This is a genomic window from Bradyrhizobium sp. (assembly GCF_035309285.1).
Taxonomy (GTDB): domain Bacteria; phylum Pseudomonadota; class Alphaproteobacteria; order Rhizobiales; family Xanthobacteraceae; genus Bradyrhizobium.
In genome coordinates this window covers 46,873-73,312 of record NZ_DATGFH010000144.1, presented here as the reverse complement: position 1 = coordinate 73,312, position 26,440 = coordinate 46,873, and the positions used below count along the sequence as shown (strand labels likewise).

Here is a 26,440-nt window from a genome sequence, read left to right as displayed (position 1 = left end):
TTCATCCCTTACATCAACGTCAGCCCGCCATCGACCGGCACCGTCGCGCCGGTGACATGGCCCGCGTCCTTCGACAACAGAAACGCGACCACGGCAGCGACCTCGTCCGGCTCGGCCAGCCGCGCTTGCGGATTTGCGTTCGCGACCTTGTCCCACGCGCCTGCATCGAGCGCGCCGAACAGGCCCGGATCTTTCCGCGTGTAGCCGGGCACGACGATGTTGGCGGTCGCGCCCGACGGTGCAAGCTCGATCGCGAGCGACTTGACCAGCACTTCCAGCGCAGCCTTGGCCGATGCAGACGCGGGAAAAATGCCGTCGGGAACAAAGCGATGCGCGCCGAAGCTGGAGATTGCGACCACGCGGCCTAACTTATTGCGCGCGAGATCCGCCATCGCCGATGCGGTGAGCTCGTGAAACGCGGCGGCCATCACCGCGAAGGCCCGCTCCAGCGCCTCGCGCGGCAGGCTCGCAAAACCGCGCCGGTCGGCAAAGCCCGCGGCATGAACGATCGCATCGATGGCCCCAAAGGAGGCACGCGCCGTGCTGACAAGCTCGGCGACCGTGCCCGCTTTGGCGAGATCGCCTGCCAGCCATGCGACCCTGGCGCCGGCGCTCTCGCATTCGCCTGCCACCGATTTCAATCGCGATAGCCCGGCGTCGTCCGCGCCCTGCCCGTGCAGCATCAGGCATTGATCTTCGCCGGCGAGCCGCCGCGCGATCGCCGCCCCGATCCCGGAGCCGCCGCCCGTAATGATGGAAACCCGCATGCGCCGTCGTGTGCTGCTGCCTATCCCCGCCGAACTATAGGTGCCGCGGATTCAAAAGCAAATGACGCGCCAATGGACGATGCGTGAGAGCCGCCACACGGCGAGGCACTTGTCGCGCCAGCCATCGCAGCAGCGCAGCGGGCTCATCACAATGAGGAGCATCCGCTAGCGCCAGGGCTCGACGATGATCTTGGTGTGGGCTTCCGGGTTGGCGAGGTCGTCGAAGGCCTGCGCGACGCCATCGATGCCGACGCGGCCGGTCACGAGGGCGGCGCCGTCGACCTGCCCTTCTGCCAAGAGGCGCAGCGAGGCCGAAAACTCCTCCGGCGTATAGCCCAGCACGTATTGGACGCTCAGCTCCTTGATGATGCCAAGCATCGGCTCGGATGTATCGGTCTCCATGCAAACGCCAACCACCACGATCCGCGCATCGCGCGGCGCACCTTCGAACACCTGCTGCAACAGGCCGGGTACGCCGACGCATTCGAAGATCAGCGCCGGCTTCAGCGCGGCGAGATGCGCCTGGAACGGCGGCCGCGCGGCCTTTTCGGCTTCCGACATTGCGGCATGCTCGGCCCAGGTCGCATAGGGCTGCGTCGTCGCGGGATCGACCACGACATCGGCGCCCATCTTCTCGGCGAGCCTCCGGCGTGTCGGCGAATAATCCGCGGCGATGATCGGATGCAGGCCCTTGAGCCTGAGCGCAGCGATCACCGCAAGCCCCACCGGCCCACAGCCGATCACGAGAGGCACCTCTCCGCCCCTGATATTGGCCTTGGCGACCGCATGGACGCCGACCGCGAGCGGCTCCGTCAGCGCCGCATGCTCCGGCGATAATCCGTTCGGCACTTCGAGCAGCAGCGGCTCGCTCAGCAGCATCGCTTCCGCATAACCACCGATATTGTCGTTGGAATAGCCGATGCCTTGCGGGCCGGTCGGCGTGATCAGCGCGGGCAGCGAGCAAACGTGCGTGCCCACTTTCAGCCTGCGCTGCGTTGCAGGGCCGTAATCGACAACCTCGCAGCAGAACTCGTGTCCGAACACGACGTCGCGCTTGAGGTCCATTGGCTTGCGGCCTGGACTATATCTGGCCATCGCGACCATGCGATGGGCATGCTTGCGCGCATGCAGGTCCGAGCCGCAGATGCCGCAGGCAAGCGTCTTGACCAGCACCTGGCCTGCGCCGGGTTTCGGTTCCGCTATATGATCGACAACGATCGCCCCGTTCCGGAAAATGGCCGCGCGCATCAAATCGTCCCCGTGATGACTGGAAAGTCCTGCCGCCTACCAGGCGTAGCGTATGACAGCCTTGCCGGCGTAGGAATTCAAGACATCCGAGAACTCGCCATCGAAGGTCGCAGCCGCCGACCAGCCGTTCAGCCATGTCCTTTCCAGAGACACCGTCGTCAGCGCCGAATCGTGCGCTACCGCCGCGCCGTTGACGACAAAGAAGGTGCCGGGCAGCGACTGGAACACTGCGGCCGCGCTGCGGTCGGTGTTGAAATCATGCGCCCAGGCGAGCCGCCCGCGGAGGCCGAGGATGCCGTTCGGCTCGGCCCAGGATTTGTCGGTGCGGACGCCGAGCTCGGTACGGGCATCGGTCACGTCCTTCGCATTGTAGTTCAGCGCAAAATTGCCGGCGCCCGCGACCACCTGCTCGGCATAGGACGGCAGGTCGATGGTGGTGAACTGCGCAGCCGCGTAGGGCGTGATCCCCATCCATGGCGTCACGGTGCGGTAGCCGCCTTCCAGGCGTCCCGACCAGGAATTGGCATTGAACTGCGCCTGCAGGTGATCCAGACCTGCGATGGTGACGGTGCGATCGGTGGTCACCTCTTGGCCGCCATAGGCGAGCGCGCCGGTCACATAAGCAGCGCCCATCCTGTGACGCACAAAGGCGCCGGCCTGGAACATATCGGAGCGGCCACTGCCGGAATTGGCCACGCTGAAATTGGTGCCACCGCCGGCGAGCGCGAAGCCAGCGAGCGTCGCCGGCGAAATCCGGTAATCGGCACCGGCGGCAAAGCCGAACGCGCTCACGTCGGCGGAATTGGAGCCGACCGCAGCATTGCCGCTGATATTGGCGCCGCCGCCAAAGGCCGAACCCCACACGCTCCAGCGGTTGTCGAGGAGATCGTTGCGCGCGACCTCGGCCTTGGTCGGGATTTTCGCCAGCGCCGCGCGCGCGGAGCCGGATTTGCGCGCGGCATAGGCCAACGCGTCGTCTTCCTCGGCATAAGGCTGGGCCCCGCTGTTGGCCGTCACGCCGCCGCTGCGGCCCGAGACGAAGGGATCGGTCAGAAGTTGCAGGAACATGTTCACGGCATTGAACGTCGCCTGCTGGATTCCCGTCGCGGTCTCGCCCGAAGCCTGGCTCAATCCAGCCGGCGTCAGCGAGGCGAACACCGTGGCGATGCCGCCATTGGCATTGAAGAAGTTCGAAAGCGTGTTGGCGACGTTCTGTTGGTTGGTGTTGAGGTTGTTCTTGGCGCCGTAGTTCAGGTCGAAATTGAGATAGGCGTGGGTCGGGTCGTAAGTGACGGTGCCGATCAGCCCGCCGGGCGTCGCGCCGACACCGCTGAAGGCACCAGACACGCCGCCCGCGGCCTGCAGGATCACGTACTGCTTCTTGACGAAGCTCGCGCTCGGATCGAACGCTACGCCGACAGTTCCGGCGAGGGATGCCGTGCCGGTGACATTGGCAAAGGTCGACGTCGTTGCATTGACCTGGACCAGATAGAGCGCGGCGGACTGGAAGGCGAGATTGCCCTGCACCGTCATGGAGGTACCGAAGCCGACACCCGGCGCGAAGATGCCGCCGGCGTTGACTTGCGTCGACCCGACGGTACCGGTGCCCATCAACAGGCCGCCGGAATTGACGGTGGGATCGATGATCGAGCCGATCACATCCAGGATGCCGCCGTTGACCGTCGTCGGCCCGGTGTAGGTATTCGTGCCCAGGACGAATGTCGTGCCCGCGGTGGTGGTGAGACTCGCAGCGCCGCCGATGCCGTTGATGACGCCGCCGGCGGAAGCGATTGGCGCGTTCAGCTTGCCGTTCTGCAGCGTGCCGCCGGCAAGGTTCAACGCGGCAAGCGTCTGCGTGGTGCCGCCGAGATCGAGTGTGCCGGCCGAGACGGTCGCCGTGCCGATGGCAGCTCCCAGCGTGCCGGCGCCCGTGAGTTGTAGTGTGCCGCCCGAGACGATGGTGCCGCCAGAATAGGTGTTGGCGCCCGCGAGCACCAGCGTGCCTGGTCCCTGGACGTTGACCACGCCCGGCGAGGCTCCGTCGGAGATCACGCCGGACAACGTCTGTGTCGTGCCCGAAGGCGGCGCGAAGTTCGGATCGCCCGACACCTTGATGGCGTTGGCGAGGGTGAAATTGCCGGTGTTGAGAAACGACAGCGTCGTCGCGGCCGCCATGGTGAGGGTGCCGCTTCCGAGCGCGGAATTGTTGCCGATGATCAGGGTCCCGGCGCTCAGCAGCGTGCCGCCCGAATAGGTGTTGGCACCCGACAGTGTCAGCGCGCCGCTGCCGTCTTTTTCCAGCACGCCCGAACCCGTGGTGCAGCCGCAAGGATTGTTGTCGGCGATCACGCCGCTGACCGTGGTCGAGAGATTGTTGCCGCCGACCGCAAGCGTGTGCCCGCCGCCGATGTAGTAGAGGCCCGAGCCCGCAATCGAGCCGGCCGTGATCCTGTTGTCGCCGTTTGGACCGACGCCTTCGCCGAAATCGACGTAGCCGGTGCCGTTGGTGATGAACTGCGCGTTGCCGCCGTTCGCATTGTTTGCGAATTCGGCGAAGCCGCCGCTATTGACGGTGATGATCGCGCTGCCTGCGTCGGAGTGGTTGAAAAAGCCGAGCTGGCCGCCATTGTTCGTGACGATGTTGGCGTTGCCAGCGGTGCTAAAGTCGAAGAACGCCGTCGAGCCACCGGAATTGTTGACGATGGTCGCGGACGCGCCGGAGGCATGATCCTGAAAGTCGATGCCGCCGCTATCATGGTTTGTGATGGTGGCGTTGCCGGCGGTGCTGTCGGCGCGAAAGAAGACGCCGCCGCCAAAGGAATTGTCGATGCTGGCGTTTCCCGCGGTGCTGGTGTCGCTGCCCCCGGATCGGCCGAACTGTGTGACGCCGCTGTTGGTGTTGACGATCCTGGCCTGCCCGGCAGTGGAGGTGTCATCGAAGATGGTCCTGCCGCCGAATACGTTGTTGATCGTCATCGCGGCGGCGGACGTCGAGTTAAAAAACGTCGTCACACCTCCGTCGTTGGTGAGCGATGTGATGCCCGACGTGTTGGCGTTGAAGACCCCGAAAGCACCCTCGTTCTCGATCGCGCCCACGAGGCTCGCGGTATGGGTGGCATCGCCCAGCTCCAGCGTTCCGCAAAGGCAGATGGTCGTGCCGCCGGTATAGGTGTTGTTGCCCAGCAGCACGACCTTGCCGCCGCCGAAACTGTCCTGCACGGTCAACTGGCCCGGCCCGCTGCCGTCGCTGATGTTGCCGGCGATCGTGAGTATTTTGCCCGCGGCGTCGATCGAGCTGCCGATCGCCGAATGATTGATCCTGAAATTGTTGGCGAGGGTGAGATTGCTCGCGCCGGCCTGCAACAGACCCTGATCGAGCGTCACTGTGCCCTTGCCGAACGAACTGTTGTTGGTGACGATCGCCGTCGTCCCGTTCACCAGCGTGCCGCCGCTATAGGTGTTGACGCCCGATAGCTGCACGCTGCCGGTGCCAAGCGAGTCGGTCAGCCGCAGCACGCCGCTGCCGGCGCCATCCGCAATCACGCCCTGAAGGTTGACCTGGGCACCCGCCGTATCGACGGTGCCACCTGCAACATTGACGGTGAGATTGTTGGTGAAGGCCACGGTGGTGACCGTGGGATGCTGCATCTGAAACGTGCCGCCATTAAGCGTCACGGCGCCGGAGCCAACCGAATTGGCGTTCGTCACCTGCACGGTGCCGGCGGAGATCAGCGTGCCGCCGCTGTAGCCGTTGGTGCCGGACAGCACGAGCGTGCTGTTGCCAAGCTGCTGCACCCCGATGGCACCGCCGCCGCCATCGTTGATGTTGGCGGAGATGGTGATGGTCTGCGCGGCATTGGCGTTATTGATCACGCCGCCGGTCGATCCTCCCAGGCTGAACGAAACGGGGTTGCCGGTGATCGTGTAGGACTGGGCGTTGCCGGTGAAGGTCCAGGAGTCTGGGAGCATAGGACCCGCACCGATCGTGACGGTCGTCGATCCTGTGTTAGCGAAAATGGCGGATTGGGTCGGGGCGATCGGCGGTGCGCCGGCCGGTGGACTGGACCAGTTGGTGCCGAGAGTATAGGCGGATGTCGCCGTCGTGCTGCCAGTGCCGCCCCAGGCAAAAGCCTGAGCGTGCGCAGCGACCGGCAACAGCGATATGGTACCGGACCAAAGCGCCACCACGCTCCGGCTGAACCAGCCCCGCATCCGCGATGGCAGATGAATGTCCACGCCCAACCCCTGTGCAGCCGCCCACGTTGAGGGATGGGGCGGGTCCGCGGGCGCAACTTCGCAAACTGAGGGGTTGGAGTCACGGAACCGCGCCGGCCGAGGTTCCATTTCGGGGCGGGTTGTGGCTTTGGAGCCGCACCCTGAGTTGTCTGTTTTCCGCCGTTGTGAGCGAAGGAATACGCTTGTCTTTCAAGCGTTTGGGCTGGCTTCGCCTTCCAGTGCCAGAAGCTGCGAGCGCCGGACACGCTCGCGATGGGCGGTGTAGAGGCCACTGCCGACGATGAAAGCCGCGCCGACCACGGTCCAGACGTCGGGGACCTCTCCAAAGACCAGGAAGCCGAGGCTCGAGACCCAGACGAGCTGGGTATAGGAGAACGGCGCCAGCACCGAGGCATCGGCGTAGCGGAAGGCAAGCACCACGATCCACTGCCCCGCGGTCGAGGCCACCCCGATCAGGAGGCCGAACAGGATGTCGTGCCAGCTCGGTGCCACCCAGACGAATGGCACCAGCGCCGACATGATCGCGCCCCCCGCAATCGAGGAATAGGTCATGACGGTGATGGCGTGCTCCTTGCCGCTCATCATGCGCGTCATGATCAGCGTCGTGGCCCAGCAGAATGCCGAGACGATCGGCAGGAAGGCTGCGACATGAAACGCTGACGTGCCCGGGCGCAGGATGATGAGCACCCCGGCGAGGCCGGCCGCGGTCGCAAGCCAGCGGCGCACGCCGACCTTTTCCGACAGGAAGATGATCGAGAGCGCCGTAACGAACAGCGGCGAGACGAAGCCGGTCGCGGAAGCTTCCGCGATCGGCAGATAGCGCAGGCCGGTGATGAAGAGCAGCGACGAGCCGAGCAGCGCGGCGCCGCGCAGCAATTGCAGGCCGAGGCTTCTCGTCGGCAGCGCATAGAGCGGCGAGCCCGGCACCATTGCCGGTACCATGATCATGGCGAACACCAGAAAGCGTAGCCAGGCGATCTCGATCGAAGGCAGGCTCCCCGAAAGATATTTCGCTGTAACGTCGGAGGTGCCGAGGAACACCGTGGAGAGCAGGATCAGCGCGATGCCCTTGAAGGGCCGGTCGGCACGCGCCGGCGCGCGGCGCAGCCCGGGCTTGGCTTCAAGCAACGGCCGAGGCGTTGCGTCCACCTTGGCGGCAACAGCGGGGTTCTTCTCGGGCAACGGAAATGGAGCGCGGTCGATCCTTGCGACAGCGGCGGGCGGCGGGGTCACGACAAAGCTCGGGCTGAAATTTCCGAATCAAGCGAAGCCCTAAAAGACGCGAATTGCGCGGCGGCGGCAACACCCGATAGCGGGATGCGGATATGCGCTGAAGGCGCGCAGGCGCGGGAAATTGAAACATTTTGTTAAGAAGCGTGTGAGCGGGCGATGTGTATTCACAGCATCGGCAGGCTGCGCGGTTTTGCCCCGCGCGGAAACGCGGCATCCAACTCTTCTATCTCTGCTGCATCAAGCACGAGAGCTCCCGCGGCGGCATTTTCCGCGGCGTGTTCCGCGCTCGCCGCTTTCGGAATCGGGAACACCGGAGTTTCACGGGCGAGGAAGCTGAGCGCCACCTGGCGCGGTGTGGCTTTGTAACGAGCCGCGATCTTCGCGAGCAGCTTGCCGCCGGCGCTCGAAGGCGGCGGAAAATCATTGTGGCCGAACGGCGAATAGGCGACGACGGCCACGCCATGCCGCGCGCACCACGGGATCACCGCGTGCTCGATCGCGCGCTCCTTGAGATGATAGAGCACCTGATTGCAGGCGATCTTGCCTTCGCCCGCCACTTTCAAAAGCTCGTCGAGATCGTCGGCGTCAAAATTGCTGACGCCCCAGGATCTGATCTTTCCGGCACGCTTGAGCTCCTCGAAAGCGGCGACCGTCTCCGACAGCGCATAGGATCCGCGCCAATGCAGCAGATAGCAATCGAGGTGGTCGGTCTTCAGCCGTTTCAGCGAGCGCTCGCAGGCAGTGATGGTGCCGCGTCGCGAGGCGTTGCTCGGCAGCACTTTTGAAACGAGAAACACCTCGTCGCGGATGTCTGCGATGGCGTCCGCAATGACAAGCTCGGCGTCGCCATACATTTCGGCGGTGTCGATATGGGTCATGCCGAGCTCGATGCCGTGGCGGAGCGCCGCCATGGCACCCTTGCGGTCGCCACGGTCGAGATACCAGGTGCCCTGCCCGATCACCGAGACATCAGGGCCGCCTTTGCCGAATTGCTTTGTTTTCACGATTACCTCGCAAGACCTGCGCCGTCATTGCGAGCGAAGCGAAGCAATCCATCCATCGGCTTGCCGAAGCATGGATTGCTTCGTCGCTTCGCTCCTCGCAATGACTAGCCGAGTACGCTGATGTCGGCGACCAGCACGCTGCCGCTGGTCGATTCCGTGATGTAGAGGCGATCCCGCTTCGCGCCGCCGATCGCGACATTGGTGCAGGTCGTGCCGGCGCAGGACTTGATGCGCGCGATGCATTCGCCGTTCGGTGCGAACACAAAGACATGGCCGAGCGACGCATGCGCGACGAACAGCCGCCCTGCGCCGTCCATCGTCATGCCGTCGGGCCCGCTCGGCCCGAACAGCGAGCAGAAGCGGCCCACCTTGGACACGCCGCCGTCCTTCATGAAGGGCAATCGCCACACCGCATTGTCGCGCGTCATGGCGACGAACAGCACGGCCTCGTTGGGATCGAGCACGAGACCGTTCGGGCTAACGCCGGTGTCGATCAGGCAGTCGAGCCGACCGCCCGGCGTCAGCCGATAGACGCGGCCGGTCGGGTCGTGCAGGCCGGTCTGGCCCTGATCGGTGAAATAGATGTCGCCGCTGGAGGCGAGATGCAGATCGTTGCAGCCGCGGAAGGATTCCGAATTGCGCGAGGCAAGCACCGGACGCAAGCGTCCCGCCTTGGCATCGAGCTCCAGGATGCCGCGCCGATAGTCGGCAACGAGAATGCGCCCATCGCGAGCGATCTTCAGCCCGTTCGGCCAGCCCTCATATTCGGCGACCAGCGACCATTGGCCGTCGGGGCTGATCCTGAAGATGCGGCCGAACGGAATGTCGACGATAAAGAGATTGCCTTCTGCATCGAATGACGGGCCCTCGATAAAGCAGTCGGTCGGCTGGCCCGGCCGGTTGGCGTCGGCCCATTCGGTCGCGACGCCCTTGCGGCGGAAATGGCCAGGCATCGCTGAAAAGATTTTGGTCTCGATCAGTTTGGGCGGGGCTTCCAGGTACATCATTCTTGTTTGTTTACCTGCACTCTTGAGGCGCGGCACAATAGAGGACTGGCTGCACGGCGTCGATTGGCCTTCCGCTGGCTTGACAATCTCCTTGCTGGGCCGCTGGCCGGGCTGCCCGAGGAAAGGCAACGAGCAGCGCGAATAACGTCAAGCGCATCGCCATCAACGCGCACTGAAGCTCAACGGAAGCTGACCAGAAGGAGGCGACGGTAGCGCCGCCCCCTTGCGGTGCGGCCGTCGCACCCGTGTCGAGCCAAACGCCGCGATGCGTGGCAACGATCCTGGGTTGCGGGCACGAGCCAACGATGATCTCCGCGATTGTCAGCGGTGGTTTTCCCCAACGAATCGCCGTCGCAAATGACAAGGGCGAATTGTGATTACGATCACGTCCCGTTCATGGAACCCGACATAATCTGGTTCCCGTAAGTTCTTTGAGGTGACTAATCCAATGCCAGCCAGGACCGCCGCCGTCTCGACCCGGGTCGCGCTGCTGCCGTGCTATGAAGCGATGCGGGATTTTGTTTGCCTGCCATTCCCGCCGCGACTATTCCTCTCGGCACCGTGCCAGGCTGGCTCGACCGTGCCGCCCGATGACGGGGTATTTTGACCGATGTCGATCCAGACACAGCTTGAAAGCCCCCTGTTCGAGACCGTCATCACCCGGCGGCGGCTGCGCTGGGACTGGTGCCTGCGCGACCGCGCCGGCAGAATCGTGATGCAGGGCCGGGAGAAATCGCGCCCCGAGGCCAGGTATCAGAGCGAGCGAGCGCTGTTCCTGATGCTCTTGGCAAGTTGCCGCCGCGGCGTGAGCCGCGCGACAGGCTAATTCGCCGCCGCCAGTGGTCGCGGCGCGGCTTCCGCCTCTGCAATCAGCCGCTTCAGTTCGGGAATGCAGGAGCCGCAATTGGTGCCGGCCTTGAGCTTCGCGCCGAGATCGGCGGCACTCCGAACGCCAGAGGCGATCGCATCGCAAATGGTGGCGCGACCGACGCCGAAGCAGGCACAAACGATCGGACCGGAGCCCGCCACGCCTTCGCTCGAGCGGCCGGACAGCAGGAAGCGACGCTGATCATCGCTGAGTTCATCCAGCGCGAACAGGCTCTTGACCACCTCCCAGTCGCCGGCGTCATGGCCGGGACCAACGAACAGGCAGGTCTCGATGCGGTTGCCGGCAAAGGTCGCGGCGCGGTAGACGCCACCGCCAAAATCCCGGTACTCCGCAACATCACACTCGGCAACATCATGGCCGGGCGTCGCGCGCAGGAACTCGGGCCAGCGCGCAAGATCGGCATTGTCGGCCAACAGATAGGCATAGCCGCCGGCAATCGCCGCCCTCGCCCACCACGCATTTTGCGGCAGATCGATTTGCCTGCGCGATAGCATGAAGCCGCGGAAGACGTATTCAAAAGGCGCGATCGAGGCCGGCGTCGCCTTGCTCTCGGGTTGTCCGGAATAAGGATCAGTGACAGGCGCGGCCAGCGCGCCGACGCGCGCGCTCGAGGCATTCGCCTCGCTCCAGTGGATCGGCGCGAACAGCATGCCGCGCTGCTGACCTTGGCTGACCACGACCTTAAGGATGCACTGTCCGTAGTCCGTGGCGACGCGCGCAAAGCTGTCACCAACCAGACCGTATTTGCCCGCATCGTCGGGATGGATCTCGACAAACGGTTCGGGCAGATGCGCACCGAGCCGTGGGCTCAGGCCGCTGCGCGTCATGGTGTGCCATTGGTCGCGGATGCGGCCGGTGTTGAGCCGCAGCGGCCTGCCAGCACTGGTCTCGGCGCGCAGCGCGGGCACTTCGGGCGCAACAAAACGGGCCTTGCGGTCCTCGAGGTAGAACTGGCCGCCGGCGAAGAACCGCGGCTGCGGTTCGCTACCCTCGCGAAGCGGCCATTGCACGGGCACAAGCGCGTCGAATTCACCATCCGACAGCGAAGTCAGTGCGCCGATGTCGAAGTCGCGGCTGCCGCTATTTTCAAAGGCGGACAACGCCGCGTGCTCGCGGAATACATCGGCGGCGGATTTGTAGTCGAAGGCGTCGGCGAAGCCGAGGCGCTTGGCGACCTCGCTCAAGATCCACCAATCGGGCCGCGCCTCGCCCGGTGCGGACAGGAACGCGCGTTGGCGCGAGATGCGCCGCTCGGAATTGGTCACCGTGCCGGATTTCTCGCCCCAGGCGAGCGCCGGCAGCAGCACGTGCGGTCCGGCGTTGACGGTATCGTTGCTGCGGACGTTCTCCGAGACCACGAACAGCTCGAGCCTCTTCAGCGCCGCGCGTACATGATCGGCATCGGGCAGCGACACCGCGGGATTGGTGCCGATCACCCACAGCGCCTTGATCTCGCCTCGCGCGATCGCCTCGAACATCTGCACCGCCTTCAACCCGTCATGGGTGGCGATGCGCTGCGCTTTCCAGAACCGGCGCACGCGGTCGACATCCGGCGGCGTGAAACCCATATGGGCGGCGAGCTGGTTGGCTAGCCCGCCGACCTCGCGGCCGCCCATGGCGTTGGGCTGGCCGGTTAGCGAGAACGGCGAGGCGCCCACCTTACCGATGCGTCCCGTAGCGAGATGGCAATTGAGAATCGCGTTGACCTTGTCGGTGCCCTGCGCCGACTGGTTGACGCCTTGCGAATAAAGCGTGACCACGCGCTCGGTCTCGTGGAACATCCTGAAGAAGGATGCGACTTCGGCCTCCGTCAGGCCGGTCGCAAGCGCGGTCGCCGCCACGCTGGGCGCGATCTGTCGCGCTCGCGCCAGCGCCTCCTCGAAGCCCGTGGCGTGATTTTCGATATAGTCGCGGTCGAGTGCGCCGTTGTCGGCAAGATTCACCAGCAGACCCGAGAACAGCACGGTGTCGGTGCCGGGCTTCACGGCCAAGAACAGCTCGGCATCCTCCGCGGTGCTGGTGCGGCGCGGATCGATCACGATCATGCGCGCGCCGCGCTCCTGCTTGTTGGCAAGCATGCGCTGGAAAAGGATGGGATGGCACCACGCCGCATTGGAGCCGACCAGCACCAGGAGGTCCGCCTCGTCGAGGTCCTCGTAGCAGCCCGGCACGGTGTCGGCGCCGAAGGCGCGGCGATGGCCTGCGACGGAAGAGGCCATGCACAGCCGCGAATTGGTGTCGACATTGGCCGAACCGATAAAGCCCTTCATCAGCTTGTTGGCGACGTAATAGTCCTCGGTCAGCATCTGGCCGGAGAGATAGAACGCAACCGCCTCCGGACCGTCGCGCGCGATGACGTGTTGCAGGCGATGAGCCACATGGTCGAGCGCGTCGCTCCAGGCAACACGTTCCAGCACGCCCTTGCAGCGGATCATCGGATGGAGCAGCCGGCCTTCCAGCGCCAACGTTTCGCCGAGCGCCGAGCCCTTGGAGCAGAGCCGGCCGAAATTGGCGGGATGCTCGGGATCACCCGATATCGCCGCCCCGCCGCTCCCGTCGGGGGTGGCGAGCACGCCGCAGCCGACGCCGCAATACGGACATGTGGTGCGGGTGGCACGAAGGGCAGGATCTATGGCGGTCATGGTCTCGAAATTGTCATGCAGCCTTCGGCGCGAGCGCGAGCGAGCGGCCGAACATCATGTCCCGTCGGATGCCGGCGACTGTTTTGCGATTGCGGATCATCTCGAGATACCAGAGAGCATCGGTGGTATCGCCGATCAGCACCGCTCCGGTGAGCCTGCCGTCCGCGATCACCAGCTTCTTGTAGGTACCGCGCCTGACATCGCTGAGCAGGATGCTTTCGCTGGCGTCGCTGCCCAAAAAATCGCCTGCCGAAAAAACACTCACACCGGAGACCTTCAGATTGGTCGCCACCACGCTGCCCTGATAAGCGGCATCGCGCGCCGAAAGATGCCGCGCCAGCACCTGCGCCTGCTCATAGGCGGGCTCGACCAGGCCGTAGCAGATGCCGCGATGCTCGGCACACTCGCCGAGCGCGAAGATGTTTTCCACGGAGGTGCACAGATGATCGTCGACCACCACGCCGCGGTTGACCGAAAGGCCGCCCTCCTTCGCAAGCTCAGTGTTCGGCCGGATGCCGGCGGCGAACACCACCGCATCGGCCTCGATCCGCCGCCCGTCCGCCAGCTCGACGCCTTCGACGCGGGCTTTGCCGTGAATGCGCACGGTGTTGGCATTGAGCAGCACCTTGATGCCCTTGCGCTCGACCAGATTTTTCAGGAGATCGGCTGAGGGCGCGTCAAGCTGGCGCTCCATCAGCCGGTCCATCAAATGCAACAGCGTCACCGGCGTGCCGGCTTTGGCCAAACCATAGGCGGCCTCGAGCCCCAGCAATCCGCCGCCGACCACGACAACCGGCTTCCTGCGCGCCGCCAGCGAGAGCAGGAGATCGACGTCGCGGCTGTCGCGAAAGGTATGGACGCCGGCCAGATCCGCACCGGGCACGTTGAGCCGCAGCGCCGTCGAGCCGGTGGCGAGCACCAGCCGCGAGTACTCGATGCTCTCGTCGCCCGCGACCTTTAGCTCATTGCGGCCGACGTCGATCTCGGTGACGCGGCAGCCATATTTCACGGTGACGCCGCGGTCGCGCCACCAGTTGGCAGGCCTGAGCTCGATCTCGTGCGAACCGGTCTCGCCGGCGAGCACCGACGAGAGCAGCACGCGGTTGTAGGCAAGGCGCGGCTCCTCGCCGATCACCGCGATAGCGTGGCGGCCGAGCGAGGTCTTCACGAGCTCGTCGACCAGGCGGGCGGCCGCCATGCCATTGCCGACGATGACGAGTGGTTCACTCACCGCGGGCCCCCAATTATTCCGCCGCCTGCGGCCGGCCGTAGGCCTGCGCAATCATGAAGGCGGAGAGCGTGGTGTAGGCCGCGGTCCAGGCGTCTGCGACGTCCGCCGTCCAGTCGGGGCCGAGCCCCCTTTCCAGCGTCCAGAGCAGCGCCTCGCCGACTACCGGATAGTGCTCGGGCCTGGCGCCGTAGGCGACGTGGCGGGTCGCGAGCGAGCTCGCTGCCGGCAGGATCATTTCGAGATTGGAAAGCCCATTCACGACGATCGCAAGCGTTGCCATCAGCTTGCGCCGCTGCTCGCCCATCTCTGCGGGAAACATGGTTTTCACCGCCGGCGCGATCTCGAACAGGCGATCGTAGAACATCACTGCCGCCTGATCGGCGATCGGCCCGACCTTGGCGAAACTTTGCTGAACGATGCTGACCTGGTCCGGTGTCATGTCTCGCTCCTTGTTTCTGTCGTCATGCGCGGGCTTGACCCGCGCATCCATCTCAAAAGAGTCTTGCGCTTTCGATGGATTGCCGGGTCAAGCCCGGCAATGACGAGAGCGCATCGAACCGCACCTACACGCGCGCTTCGGCGAGGCTCGGCGCGCCGGCACTCTCCAGGCCCTTGCGCAGATAGAACCACCAGGTCATGGCAAGGCAGACTGCGTAGAAAGCGAGGTAGATCATCAGCGCGAGCTGCGGGCCGCCGGTGATCGCAATCGATTTGCCGAAGCCGGAGGGAATGAGATAGCCGCCGCAAGCTCCGATCGCGCCGATAAAGCCGAGCGCAGCACCGCTTTCGATCGAAGCGGCCTTCAGCGCCATGGCGCGGGCGGCGTCACCCTTGCCGCGGGCCTTGTGCAGGTTCTCCTCACGGAAAATCGAGGGGATCATGCGGTAGGTCGAGCCGTTGCCGATGCCGGTGGCGACGAACAGGATCAGGAACATCGCCAGGAAACCCGTGAAATCCTTGGCGCCGACGAAATAGAGCACGCCGATCGTCGCCGCCGCCATCGCGATGAAATTCCAGAAGGTGATGATCGCGCCGCCGACCTTGTCGGCGAGCAGACCGCCGAACGGTCGCGCGATCGAGCCGACCAGCGGGCCGAGGAACGCGATGGCGATCGTCATCGCCGGGAACTGCGTCTTGATCAGCAGCGGAAACGCGGCGGAGTAGCCGATGAAGGAGCCGAACGTGCCGATATAGATGAAGGACATGATCCAGGTGTGCTTGCGCTTGACGATCGCGAGTTGGTTTGTGATCGAGGCCTTCGCCGAGGTCAGGTTGTTCATGAAGAAGACGGCGCCGAACACCGCGATCGCAATCGGCAGCACCCACATCAGGCCTGCATTCTGCAGGTAGACGCCGCCGACGGGAGCGGCCCGGTAGAGGTTGATCAGGCCGAGGCCCATCAGCATCGGGGTCAGGAGCTGCACGCTGGAGACGCCGATATTGCCGCCGGCGGCATTCAGGCCCAGCGCCCACCCCTTCATGCGGTCCGGATAGAAGAAGGAGATGTTGGCCATCGAGGAGGCGAAATTACCGCCGCCGAGGCCTGCGAAGGACGCGACCAGCAGCATCAGCCAGAACGGCGTTTCCGGATGGCTGACGAAATAGGCGAGCGACAGCGTCGGGATGAACAGCACGGTGGCACTGAAGATGGTCCAGTTGCGGCCGCCGAACGTCGTCACTGCGAAGGTGTAGGGAAAGCGCATCAGAGAGCCGATCAACCCGGGCAGCGCCACGAGCTGGAAGAGCTGATCGGTGCTGTAGTGGAAGCCAGCCTGCGGCAGCTTGGTCGCGACGATCGACCAGATCAGCCAGACCGAGAAGCCGATGTGCTCAGCGACGATCGACCAGATCAGGTTGCGACGGGCGATGAATTTGCCCCTGGATTCCCAGAACTTCTCATCTTCGGGATTCCAGTCGGAAATCCAGGTCGGGTTGTGCTCAGGCATCAGAGTCTTCCTTTCAATCGCAGGCGTCGGTGCACGCGCTGGGGTCGCCCCCAGGTCTGGTGGTCAACATTTCGGATGATTGGCTTCCAGGGACGGCGTCGGTGGCGTCGGAACAAGCTATTCAAGCTTTGTGCCAAGCCACGTCAGAACGAAAATTGAAATAATTATCGATAGTTACGAGTCTTGCCTGAAATTTTTGCAGAGCGGATTCGCATTCAAAATTTGCGATTCGCTCATTTCTTGTGCGGCGCACAAGAAATGAGCTGAGTGATCAAAAGGTGACCGGCAATCTTGCCATTGCTGCGCGAGGAGCGAAGCGGACGAAGCAGTCCAGAGCGCGGCTGAAGCTCTGGATTAGATTGCTTCGCTCGCAATGACGGCAGAGACGGCAGCCTACGCCGGCTCGCTTTCGCGCGCTGCCATCGGCTTCGGCGCCATGCCGCCGCCCGGCTTCAGACGGAATTCATACGTCATCAGATGCCACGGCGCGGACGCTTCCTTGCCGTCCGGCATCTTCGGATCGCTGCGCTCCTCGACCTTGGCGATCAGTTCATCCTTCACGCCGAACACCACGTCGGAGTCGATATACTTGTCGCCGTCGATGAAGACGTGCGTGATCAACGGCTCGTAACCCTTGGCGTTGACGAGGAAGTGCACATGCGCCGGCCGCATCGGATGCCGCCTGGTCTGCACGATCATCTCGCCGACCGGGCCGTCGGTCGGGATCGGGTAGCTGCAAGGCAGGATGGTGCGGAAGAAGAAACGGCCATCGCCGTCGGTGACAAAACGCGCGCGCGCAGTCGGTCCGTGCGTTGCGTAGGAAGGCTTCTGCGAGTCATAGAGGCCGTCATCGTCGGCGTGCCAGACGTCGACGGGCACGCCTGCGAGCGGCTTGCCCGCAAGGTCCGTGGCGCGGCTCTGCACGAACATCTTCTCGCCGGTCACGTTGTGCGGAGAGATATCGCTGCCGTGCGGCATCTGCTTGTGCTCGCCGACATAGAACGGCCCGAGCACGGTGGTCTGGGTCGCCCCCTCGCGCTCGCGATGGTTCACGGCATCGACCAGCATGGATACGCCGAGCACGTCCGATAGCAGGATGAACTCCTGTCGGATCGGGGTGCATTTTTGTCCCGTGCGGGTCAGGAACTCGATCGCGTATTCCCATTCCTCGAAGGTGAGATCGGTCCTGCGCACATAGTCGTGCAGCGATTTCACCAATTCCTGCAGGAGAAATTTCGCCCTCGGATTCGGCGTGCTCTCGAAGCTTTTGACGACGGCTGCAGTGAGGTCGTTTTCGTTGAACTGGGGCATGTGAGATATCCTGCAAGCTACCCGGGAAACGCGCTAAGCTTATAGGTAAACGCACGTGGTTGGAACACAACCGCGTTTAAGTTATCAAGGTGCACTCGCTTTCCACGGAGACGCTCCCGATGCTCGCCCCGACTCCCGCCTCCCCCGAATCCGTCGGCATGTCGCAATCAGCTCTTGACCGGATCGATGCGCATCTGAAGACCCGCTACGTCGATGCGGGGCGTTTTCCGGGCACCCAGCTCCTGATCTACCGCCGCGGCAAGGTGGTGCACGACAGCGTGCAGGGTTTTGCCGACGTCGAGCGCAAGGTGCCGGTCAGGAACGATACCATCTTCCGCATCTATTCGATGACCAAGCCGATCACAAGCGTCGCCTTCATGATGCTGTTCGAGGAAGGCCGCGTCGCGCTCGACGAGCCCGTGCACAAATACATCCCGGAATGGAAGAATCTTGGCGTGTTCGTCGGCGGCACCGCACCTGCTTTCGTGACGCGCCCGCCGGCGCGGCCGATGCTGATCGTCGATCTCATGCGCCATACGTCCGGACTTACCTACGGCTTCCAGCAGCGCTCCAATGTCGATGCGGCCTATCGCGAAGCCAAGCTCGGCGACGTGGTGAAGGCGGGCACGCTGGATTCGATGATCGCGGATCTGGCGAAAATCCCGCTGGAGTTCTCGCCGGGCGAGGCCTGGAATTATTCGGTCTCGACCGACGTCATCGGCTATCTCATCGGCAAGATTTCGGGCATGCCGTTCGAGCAGTTCCTGAAGGAGCGCATCTTCGATCCGCTCGGCATGGTTGACACCGATTTCTACGTGCCGGCGAACAAGGCGCATCGGCTCGCCGCGTGCTATTCCGCCGATCCTCCGGGCGCGATGTCGTTTCTCGCCACCGAGCGCAAGGCCACGCTCACGCTGCAGGACGATCCGGCGACGAGCTCCTTCCTGTCGCCGCCCTCGCTGATCTCGGGTGGCGGCGGGCTGTGCTCCACCACGGCCGACTACCTCACCTTCTGCCGCGCCCTGATCAATGGCGGGGAGGTCGGCGGCGTGCGCTTGCTCGGGCCGAAGACGCTGCATCTGATGACAACCAATCACCTGCCGGGCAACCTCGATCTGCCGGCGCTGTCGCGCTCGTTGTTTTCGGAATCGGCCTACAACGGCATCGGCTTCGGGCTCGGCTTTGGCGTCAACATGGATCCGGCAAAGACGCTCATTCCCGGCAGTGCGGGCGAATACTACTGGGGCGGCGCCGCCGCGACCGCGTTCTGGATTGATCCGGCCGAAGAGCTGATCACGATCTTCATGACGCAAGTGCTGCCCTCGAGCGCCTATCCGATCCGGCGCGAGCTGCGGACCATGGTCTATGCCGCGATCGCCGAAAGTAACCTTTGATTAACGAGGATTCCGCACCGCACCGAGGCTTCCGGAACCCGGCTGAAATCTTTGGCGGATTGCTGACGCTTCTCCTATGCTCGCAATGAGCTGGCGCGTTCGCGCCGTGTTTCTTGCGGGATTGTTGTGCCAAAGCTTTCCCTGCCGGTCCGGCTTGCACTTCTGGTCGCGGGCACCATGCTGCCGCTGATCATCTTCATGGTCGGCATCATCTTCCATAACTATCTGCAGGACCGGAAGGACGCTACTGCGCACGTGCTGCAGACCGTGCGCAGCATCCGCCTGACGCTCGAGGCCGAGATGGAGCGCATCACTGGCGGGCTGCAGGTGCTGGCGATGACCGACACGCTGAAGAACGGCGACTTCAACGACTTCCGACGTATCGCGCTCGGCTTCATCGATCAGTACGGCAAGGGCGGCGTGTTGTTGGTCGCCGATCGCGAAGGCCGCATGCTGTTTTCCACGCTCTCGGAGGACACAACAAGCCTGCCGCTGCGCAACAACCGCGAGATCGTCAAGCGGCTGTTCGAAATCAGGCAGCCGCAATATTCCAACCTGTTCTTCGGCGCGGTCAAGAAAACGCGGATCGTCACCGTCGAGGTGCCGGTGTTTCGCGACGGCGAGGTGATCTACGATATTTCGTTCACTCCGCCGCTCGGGATGTTCCAGCATATCCTCGAGAGCCAGCGCCCGAACGACGATTGGACGCTGTCGCTACTGGACGGCAACGGCGTCGTCTTCGGACGCCTGCCGAACCCGCAGGAGAATTTCGGCAAGCGCGCCACGCCCTCTGTGCTGAGTGATATGCTGCAGAAATCCGAGGCGGTGCAGCCGACGACGTCGCTCGACGGCGTGCACCTGATGTCAGGCTTCATGCATTCGCCGCTCACGGGCTGGATCGTGGCTGCCGGCGTCTCGGAAAGCTCGCTCGCCGCGCCGCTCTGGCGCAACCTTGCGATCGCAAGCATCATCGGCGCGGTGCTGCTCGCGATCGGGCTTGGCTTCGCGCTGAGGATGGCGACAACGATCGCGCGCGGCGAGACGCTGCATGACCTGCTGATCGAGGAGCTCAACCACCGTGTCAAGAACACGCTGGCGATCCTGCAGGCGATCGCGGCGCAGACGTTCCGCGGCGCCACCCGCGCCGAACGCGAGACGTTCGAGGGAAGGCTCGGTGCGCTCGCCGAAGCGCACGACCTGCTCAGCCAGGAAAAGTGGCAGGGCTCGGAGCTCGCCGACGTGATCGCGCGCGTGTTGCAGCCCTATCTGCTCAACAATCCCAAACGGGTCAGGATGTTCGGCCCCAAAGTGCCACTGTCGCCGCGGTTTGCCGTGGTGCTGTCGATGATCGTGCATGAGATCGCGACCAACGCGGCGAAATACGGCGCGCTGTCGAACGACAACGGTACGGTTACGCTGGACTGGGAGATCCTCGAGGAAACGCCGCGCAAGCTGCGGCTGATCTGGACCGAGGCCGGCGGGCCGCCGGTGGTGGCGCCAGTGCAGCGCGGTTTCGGCTCGCGGCTGATCGAGCGCAGCGCGCGCGACCAGCTCGGCGGCGAAGCTACCGTCGATTTCCTGCCGCGCGGCGTAGTCTACACGGTGGTCGGTTCGCTGGAGGAAAAGAGCTAGCCGATGCTTTGCAGCGACGGGAACGCGTCGAGCAGCCAGATGCTGACGTTGGAGATCGCACCGGTCAGGAAAGCGATGCCGGTGATGATCATCAACACGCCCATCGCCCGCTCGACGGTCGCGAGATGCCGTTTCATGCGCGCAAACACGGACGAGAACCGCTCGACCATGAAGGCTGCGATGAGGAAGGGAATGCCGAGCCCCGCGGAATAGACCGCAAGCAGGCCTGCGCCCTTGGCGACAGTGGCTTCAGCCGCGGCGATCGACAGAATGGCGGCGAGGATCGGGCCGATGCACGGCGTCCAGCCAAATGCAAAGGCGAGCCCCATGACATAAGCGCCCCAGAGACCCACGGGTTTCGGGATCGATAGCCGACCTTCCCGCATCAACAGGCCGACCCGCGTCAGCCCGAGGAAGTGCAGGCCCATCAGGATGATGACGATGCCGGCGACGATGGCGAGTTGTCCCGACCAGGCGCGGATCAAACCGCCGATCAGCGACGCGCTCGCGCCCAAGAGGACGAATACGGTGGAGAAGCCGAGCACGAACAGAAGCGCGGAGATCATCACCGCGCGCCGAGAGGCAGCTTCCGTCTCCTGATTGGCGACGTGCTCGATCGTCGCGCCGGTCAGATAGACCAGATAGGGCGGGACCAGAGGCAGCACGCAGGGCGACAGAAAGCTGACCAGACCGGCAATCAACGCCGCCGGGATCGAAACGTTTTGGATCATGCCGTCATCGCCATCTCTTCAAAGCAGGGGCCGAAAAGCGGGCCCAGGCCTGGCCGAAGGGGTACGCCCCCCTCACCTTGTGTACTACGCTGCATAGCCACGCGCCGTATCGATGGCGAGGATTTTTTCCCAATCACAAATGCGGGATTGCGGGCGTGATGGGCAGGGCTCAGAAGGCGCCTGGCTCAATCGATGCCCGCCCTACTTGACGATCCAAAGCAGTGGCCGGCGTGGCTGCGACCTTCCATCGCGCGAGCGCGCATCGGAAGGATCGGATGGCGTCATCTGATCGCATACTGCTTTCAGCTCAGCCTCATCGATCCGGTGAAGCTTCGTGCGCAGGTCGAGGATGGCGACCGAAACCAGTTGGGCCGTCTGGGTCTTGCCGCCCTGCCGAAGCGCGTCCCTGCATTCCTCAAGCTTTGCCAGGACGGAAAGCAATTGTTCGTCAGAATGACACACCGGCGTTTATTCCATTTCCTGGGATGGCCGAGCTAGACGCTTGCGGCAATCCGTTCGGCCGTTTCCTGCGCTTCTCCCGCAAAATCCTGAGCTCGCCAAGGCGGTGCCATGCGCCTGGTCGGCGCGACCGATTGGCGCACACGCCAAGGCCGCCAAGGGAAGGGCCGGAATTGGAGTTCTTCGGCGCTGCTGCCGCGGCTAAAAGGGCAGGAATCACCCTCCGGGCGTCCCCCAATACCGCTTGTAACGGTAAGGTTGTGCACTAAAACGGAGGAGACTTGACCCGTCATGGTTGTAGTCCGTGCAGGTTTCTGCCAAATTTAGCAGACTGAAAGGGCTTGTATGCATCTGACAACGGAAAGGGGCGTTCTCCCAGAGGAACGCCGGAGGGTTTCCCTCGGCAGTCTCAAGGATTGGGACGCGGCCCGCGTGTTTCTGGAAGTCGCGCGCTGTGGAAGCTTCCGCTCCGCAGCCGAGCGGCTTGGCCTGTCCATCAATGCGGTGCGCCGGCGGGTCGGGGATTTCGAGCGGCAGATCGGCGCCACCATGTTCATCCGCGACGTCCACGGCGCACGCCTGACGGAAGAAGGCGTGCAGGTCTTGGCTGCCGTCGAACGCATGGAAGCGGCTTCCTTCGACCTCTTGCGTTCCGCCACGAACGTGCTCTCCGGCGAGATTCGGGTGGCCGTGACCGAGGGGCTAGGGACGTTCTGGCTTGCCCCGCGGCTCGTCGAATTCCAGCGCGCGTTTCCCAACATCCTGATCGACCTGCATTGCGCGATGCGCTCCGCCGATGTGTCGCGGCACGAAGCCGATATTGCCATCCAGCTGGCGCGGCCGGAAACCCCCGACGTCAAGGCGGTGAGGCTCGGGCGCATGCATCTGATGTTCTTTGCCAGCGAGCAGTACCTGCAAACCTATGGCACCCCGAAGACAGTCGAGGACCTGGTCAAGCACCGGTTGGTTATTCAACTCGCCGACGAGGCCACCACAAGGCAAGCGCTCGCCGGCCTGTTTCCCGGCCACGGCGACCGCGACCTCGTGGTCATGAAGACCAACGTTTCCAGCGCCAACTACTGGGCCGTCGCCAATGGCGCCGGCATTGGCATATTCCCGACCTACGCGCTCGCGCTCGGCGGGAAGATGATGCCACTCGACGTTGAGGCGCGTTGGTCATTCGATATCTGGCTTTCCTATCATCCGGGCAGCGGCCGCATCCCGCGGGTGCGGAGCATGGTCGACTGGCTGATAGAGGCCTTCAATCCCGCAAAGTACCCGTGGTTTGGCGACGACTTCGTCCATCCCCGGGAACTTGACGCGGTGTATATGGGTGAACCCCTGACCCATCTGTTCGGGGGCTTTTCGACCGAAGGACGGTGAGACGAGAATGAACAAATCAGCGGCTAAAAAGATGAAGCAACGCAGCGCAGGCAAGCCCGACATCGAGCTTGGCAAGCGCATTCGGCTGCGGCGGGTTGAACAGAAGATCTCGCAGGCAGAGCTCGGCGACAAGCTTGGCGTGAGCTTCCAGCAGGTTCAGAAATACGAGAAAGGCGTCAACCGTGTCGGCGCCGCTCGTCTGCAGCAGATCGCCACCGCGCTGGACGTACCCGTCACCTTCTTCTACGACGGCGACAACAAGTCGCGCGAGGTTGAGAGCCTCTTGTTCCTCGACAGTGCGTTCAGCCTCCGCTTGCTGCGAGCTTACAGCAAGATCAAGGATCAGACCGTGCAGCGTCAGCTGGTCTCCTTGATGGAATCGATCGCCGCCAACGAGGAATAGTTCTTCGCGCGCTGCGTTGAGGTCGGGGGACCTCAACGCGCCGCGCCGCGCACGCGATCGATCAGGCCGACCGGATCCACCGGTGCAGCATTGCCGCGCCACGCGACGTGCTGATCCGGGCGCGACAACACCAGACCGCTGCCATCAAACGCGGCGGGGGCAGATTCTTTCACGTCCAGAATGCTGAGCGGGACGCCCCGTGTGTTGGCCGCCCGGGCAAGCGACGCGACGTCGAGACTGGGGTCGAACCGCAACAGGGTGAACTCGGGCCCCATTGCATCGTAAATCGAGCTGCCGTCGTCGCGGAAGAAATGCGGCGTACGGCAACCCGGCACGGTGGAAGCCGTGTAGCTGCTCATGGAATAGGACGGCTGCGCCGCCCCGTCATAGGCGATGATCGGCGAGGCGTCGTAATAGGCGCCGAAGTTCAGCCCGGCGCAGGCATATTGCTGGACGTTGATCTCATAGGTCAGCCGCCCGACCTGGCGCCGGGCCGCCTCCCCGCGCGGCCCGTCCTCCTCGATCTCGGCCGGCACTGCGCCGCGCCGCTTGATCTCAGCCTCCGCATGCGACATCGCAAAGCGCGAGACCTGGCTCGTGATCGGCCAGCGTTCGGCTTCATAGGCATCGAGAACCGCTTCCGGCGCCCAGCCGTTGAGATGCGCGGCAAGCAACCAGGACAGGTTCATCGCGTCCGCGATGCCGGCGTTCATGCCATAGCCGGCATAGGGCACCCAGATATGCGCGGCATCGCCGGCAATGAAAGCAGACCGATCGCGGAACTTGTTTGCGATCAGGCGGCGGCCATACCAGTCTTCCTTCGAGATGATCTCATAGTTGAAATTCGCGTCGACGCCGAGGATGGTGCGAAGCCCATAGTCACGGTCGACCGCCTCGAAATCCTCCTCGCCGGGCTTGAGATAGTTGTGCACCAGCCAGCGCTCGCGCCCGTCGATCGCGTAGACCATGCCGGACCGGCGCGGGTTGATCGCGCCGGTTCCCCACGCACTCTCGTGACGCTGTCGGTCGACCAGACCGGGCGCGCGGATGAAGGTCGATTGCACGCGCTGGATGATCGCGTCGCCGAAAAATTCCGCGCCGATCGCCTTGCGCACCACGGAGCGCGCGCCGTCGCAGCCGACCAGGAAGCGGCAATCGACTCGTGCGACCTTCCCGGTATCGAGATCGCGAAGGGAGACGCTGGCGGAGCTCGCGTCCACCACGACGTCCTCGACCGAGGTGCGATTGACGATGGTGATGCGCTTTTGCGCCGCTGCATGCTCGAACAGGATCGGCTCGAGGAAGATTTGATTGATACGGTGCGGCGGCTCCGGCGTCGGCCAGTTGGCATCGGCCGCGTCGGTTGCAGTGAAGCGATCGCGGCGACAGGGAATCCTGATGCGCGTCAGCTCCTGTCCCGTGAACGAAGTACGGTAGCTGATGTCGTGCGGATAATCGGCCGGCAATCCAGCATTGCGGATCTTGTCGGCGATGCCGAGTCGGCGAAAAATCTCCATGGTGCGCGCGGCCACATGGTTGCATTTCGGCTCTGGCGGTGCAGCGCGCGGTCGCGTCTCCACCACCGTCACATCGATGCCGCGCCAGGCGAGATCGATCGCAAGCGTGAGCCCGACCGGCCCGGCGCCGACGATCAACACGTTCGAAGAAATCATTCCGCCTCGGCGCCCGAATTGATCACGATGGTCGCCCAGCGGTCGACCTCGGTCTTGATGTAGCTGGCAAAGCTGTCGGGCGTTGATGGTGGAACCGGCTCGATCGCCATTGCCGTGAAGCGCTCGCGCGTGGCGGGATCGGACAACAGCCTTCCGATCTGCACCGCCAGCGTATCGATGATCGGACGCGGCGTGCCCGCCGGCGCCACCACGCCCTGCCAGGCCACGAGCTCGTAGCCTGAAAGCCCGCTTTCGGCGAGTGTCGGGATGTCGGGCGCGGCGGTAACGCGCCTGGGCGTGGTCACGCCCAGCACCCTCACCTTGCCAGCCTTGATCTGCGCCAGGGCCGGCTGCAAATCCATGATCATGAAGGGGATGTGGCCGGCGATCACGTCGAGCATCGCCGCCACGCTGCCACGATAGGGCACGTGGCGGATGTCGATGCCCGCCGCCGTTTTCAGCATCGCGGCGCCGAGATGATGCGGGCTGCCATTACCGGCCGAGCCGTAGGCGAGCCCCGGATTGGCCTTGGCATAGGCAATGAATTCAGCGAGCGTCTTCGCCGGAATCGCCGGGTTGACGATCAGCGCGAACGGAATGGCTGCGACCAGTGCGATCGCGGAAAAATCCTTGACCGGGTCATAGGGCAGTTTCTTGTAGAGCGTCTTGTTGATCGCAAGCGTGGTCGATGTCGCCATCAGCAGCGTGTAGCCGTCGGGTGCTGAGCGCGCGACCTGCTCGGCGCCGAGCGTGGTGCCCGCGCCCGGCTTGTTCTCGACAACAACGACCGCATTCAGCCCGGTCTTGATCTGGTCGGCGACCAGGCGCGCGAGCAGATCGGTGGTGCCGCCGGCCGGATATGGCACGATCATTTTGATGTTGCGGCTTGGATAGGCGGCCTCGGTGGCTCCCGCGGGCGCCGCCAGGATGGCGAGCCCACCGCCGGCACCGAACATGACCTGCCGGCGCGTCACTCCCATGGGGCCTCCCTAAGGTCCATTGCGCGTGGCTTTTTGCAGACCAGTAGCGCCGTCATTGCGACATATCAAACGCAGCCGCCGACAAGAAGGCGACCAAAGTCATACCCGTCCTTTCGGCAACGCGGGCTTCCCGGATCCGCCGCTGTTCCCGTCGTCAAGCGGATCGATGAGGAGATCGCGCCGGATCAGGTATCCGAAAAGCACCATCCCCACGCCGCCGAATGGTGGGCTAGGATACAGGTGCGGCCGGCTTTTGCGTGTGCGAATATCG

General features: G+C 64.0%; 19 protein-coding genes. 5 read left to right on the top strand and 14 right to left on the bottom strand.

Features of this window, described 5'->3' with window-relative positions; genetic code table 11:
- Positions 1 to 8 precede the first annotated feature (8 nt).
- From VKR55_RS26990 to VKR55_RS26965, 6 genes are all read right to left on the bottom strand, one after another.
- Entirely contained in the window at positions 9 to 767 is a 759-nt protein-coding gene (locus VKR55_RS26990) for an SDR family NAD(P)-dependent oxidoreductase (RefSeq protein WP_324408200.1), read from the bottom strand.
- A gap of 165 nt (positions 768 to 932) precedes the next feature.
- Entirely contained in the window at positions 933 to 2,015 is a 1,083-nt protein-coding gene (locus VKR55_RS26985) for a zinc-binding dehydrogenase (protein WP_324408198.1), read from the bottom strand.
- A gap of 36 nt (positions 2,016 to 2,051) precedes the next feature.
- The gene (locus VKR55_RS26980; protein ID WP_324408196.1) at positions 2,052 to 5,984 is read right to left on the bottom strand and encodes an autotransporter domain-containing protein; all 3,933 of its coding nucleotides are present in this window, start codon (positions 5,982 to 5,984) and stop codon (positions 2,052 to 2,054) included.
- A 456-nt stretch (positions 5,985 to 6,440) separates the two neighbouring features.
- Entirely contained in the window at positions 6,441 to 7,379 is a 939-nt protein-coding gene (locus VKR55_RS26975) for a DMT family transporter (protein ID WP_324408274.1), read from the bottom strand.
- A gap of 269 nt (positions 7,380 to 7,648) precedes the next feature.
- A complete protein-coding gene (locus VKR55_RS26970) occupies positions 7,649 to 8,488 on the bottom strand; it encodes an aldo/keto reductase (protein ID WP_324408195.1) in 840 nt (279 codons plus the stop codon).
- Positions 8,489 to 8,592: 104 nt separating this feature from the next.
- Positions 8,593 to 9,492, bottom strand: a complete 900-nt coding sequence (locus VKR55_RS26965) for an SMP-30/gluconolactonase/LRE family protein (protein ID WP_324408272.1) — start codon at positions 9,490 to 9,492, stop codon at positions 8,593 to 8,595.
- A 613-nt stretch (positions 9,493 to 10,105) separates the two neighbouring features.
- Between VKR55_RS26965 and VKR55_RS26960 the strand changes: the two genes are divergently transcribed.
- Entirely contained in the window at positions 10,106 to 10,321 is a 216-nt protein-coding gene (locus tag VKR55_RS26960) for a hypothetical protein (RefSeq protein WP_324408194.1), read from the top strand.
- On the opposite strand, the gene VKR55_RS26955 is transcribed toward VKR55_RS26960, so the two are convergent.
- From VKR55_RS26955 to VKR55_RS26935, 5 genes are all read right to left on the bottom strand, one after another.
- On the bottom strand, positions 10,318 to 13,026 hold the full coding sequence (locus tag VKR55_RS26955; RefSeq protein ID WP_324408192.1) for a nitrate reductase: 2,709 nt from the start codon (positions 13,024 to 13,026) through the stop codon (positions 10,318 to 10,320). The two genes, VKR55_RS26960 and VKR55_RS26955, sit on opposite strands and share 4 nt — an antisense overlap.
- A gap of 13 nt (positions 13,027 to 13,039) precedes the next feature.
- Complete coding sequence (locus VKR55_RS26950; RefSeq protein ID WP_324408191.1) at positions 13,040 to 14,257, bottom strand: NAD(P)/FAD-dependent oxidoreductase; 1,218 nt, start codon at positions 14,255 to 14,257, stop codon at positions 13,040 to 13,042.
- 13 nt (positions 14,258 to 14,270) lie between these two features.
- Positions 14,271 to 14,696 (bottom strand): globin family protein, encoded by a 426-nt coding sequence (locus VKR55_RS26945; protein ID WP_324408189.1) that lies wholly within the window; start codon positions 14,694 to 14,696, stop codon positions 14,271 to 14,273.
- A 124-nt stretch (positions 14,697 to 14,820) separates the two neighbouring features.
- Complete coding sequence (locus tag VKR55_RS26940; protein WP_324408187.1) at positions 14,821 to 16,203, bottom strand: MFS transporter; 1,383 nt, start codon at positions 16,201 to 16,203, stop codon at positions 14,821 to 14,823.
- Positions 16,204 to 16,596: 393 nt separating this feature from the next.
- A complete protein-coding gene (locus tag VKR55_RS26935; RefSeq protein WP_324408185.1) occupies positions 16,597 to 17,514 on the bottom strand; it encodes a dioxygenase family protein in 918 nt (305 codons plus the stop codon).
- Positions 17,515 to 17,633: 119 nt separating this feature from the next.
- Here VKR55_RS26935 and VKR55_RS26930 point away from each other — a divergent pair, with 119 nt between their 5' ends.
- Both VKR55_RS26930 and VKR55_RS26925 read left to right on the top strand, forming a co-directional pair.
- Positions 17,634 to 18,908, top strand: coding sequence for a serine hydrolase domain-containing protein (locus tag VKR55_RS26930; protein WP_324408184.1), 1,275 nt, complete (start codon positions 17,634 to 17,636; stop codon positions 18,906 to 18,908).
- Between the two features lie 126 nt (positions 18,909 to 19,034).
- Positions 19,035 to 20,540: a sensor histidine kinase gene (locus VKR55_RS26925; RefSeq protein WP_324408183.1), complete on the top strand. Its 1,506-nt coding sequence runs from the start codon at positions 19,035 to 19,037 to the stop codon at positions 20,538 to 20,540.
- Here VKR55_RS26925 and VKR55_RS26920 read toward each other — a convergent pair.
- Positions 20,537 to 21,271 carry a cytochrome c biogenesis CcdA family protein gene (locus VKR55_RS26920; RefSeq protein ID WP_324408181.1) on the bottom strand — a complete coding sequence of 245 codons (735 nt, stop codon included), beginning with the start codon at positions 21,269 to 21,271 and terminating at the stop codon, positions 20,537 to 20,539. The genes VKR55_RS26925 and VKR55_RS26920 overlap by 4 nt on opposite strands.
- A gap of 804 nt (positions 21,272 to 22,075) precedes the next feature.
- Here VKR55_RS26920 and VKR55_RS26915 point away from each other — a divergent pair.
- Both VKR55_RS26915 and VKR55_RS26910 read left to right on the top strand, forming a co-directional pair.
- Complete coding sequence (locus tag VKR55_RS26915; RefSeq protein ID WP_324408179.1) at positions 22,076 to 23,113, top strand: LysR family transcriptional regulator; 1,038 nt, start codon at positions 22,076 to 22,078, stop codon at positions 23,111 to 23,113.
- Between the two features lie 7 nt (positions 23,114 to 23,120).
- Positions 23,121 to 23,516, top strand: a complete 396-nt coding sequence (locus VKR55_RS26910; RefSeq protein WP_324408178.1) for a helix-turn-helix domain-containing protein — start codon at positions 23,121 to 23,123, stop codon at positions 23,514 to 23,516.
- Positions 23,517 to 23,548: 32 nt separating this feature from the next.
- On the opposite strand, the gene VKR55_RS26905 is transcribed toward VKR55_RS26910, so the two are convergent.
- Positions 23,549 to 25,189 (bottom strand): FAD-dependent oxidoreductase, encoded by a 1,641-nt coding sequence (locus VKR55_RS26905; protein ID WP_324408176.1) that lies wholly within the window; start codon positions 25,187 to 25,189, stop codon positions 23,549 to 23,551.
- Positions 25,186 to 26,169: a Bug family tripartite tricarboxylate transporter substrate binding protein gene (locus VKR55_RS26900; RefSeq protein WP_324408174.1), complete on the bottom strand. Its 984-nt coding sequence runs from the start codon at positions 26,167 to 26,169 to the stop codon at positions 25,186 to 25,188. Before VKR55_RS26900 ends, VKR55_RS26905 begins: the two co-directional genes overlap by 4 nt.
- Between the last annotated feature and the right edge of the window lie 271 nt (positions 26,170 to 26,440).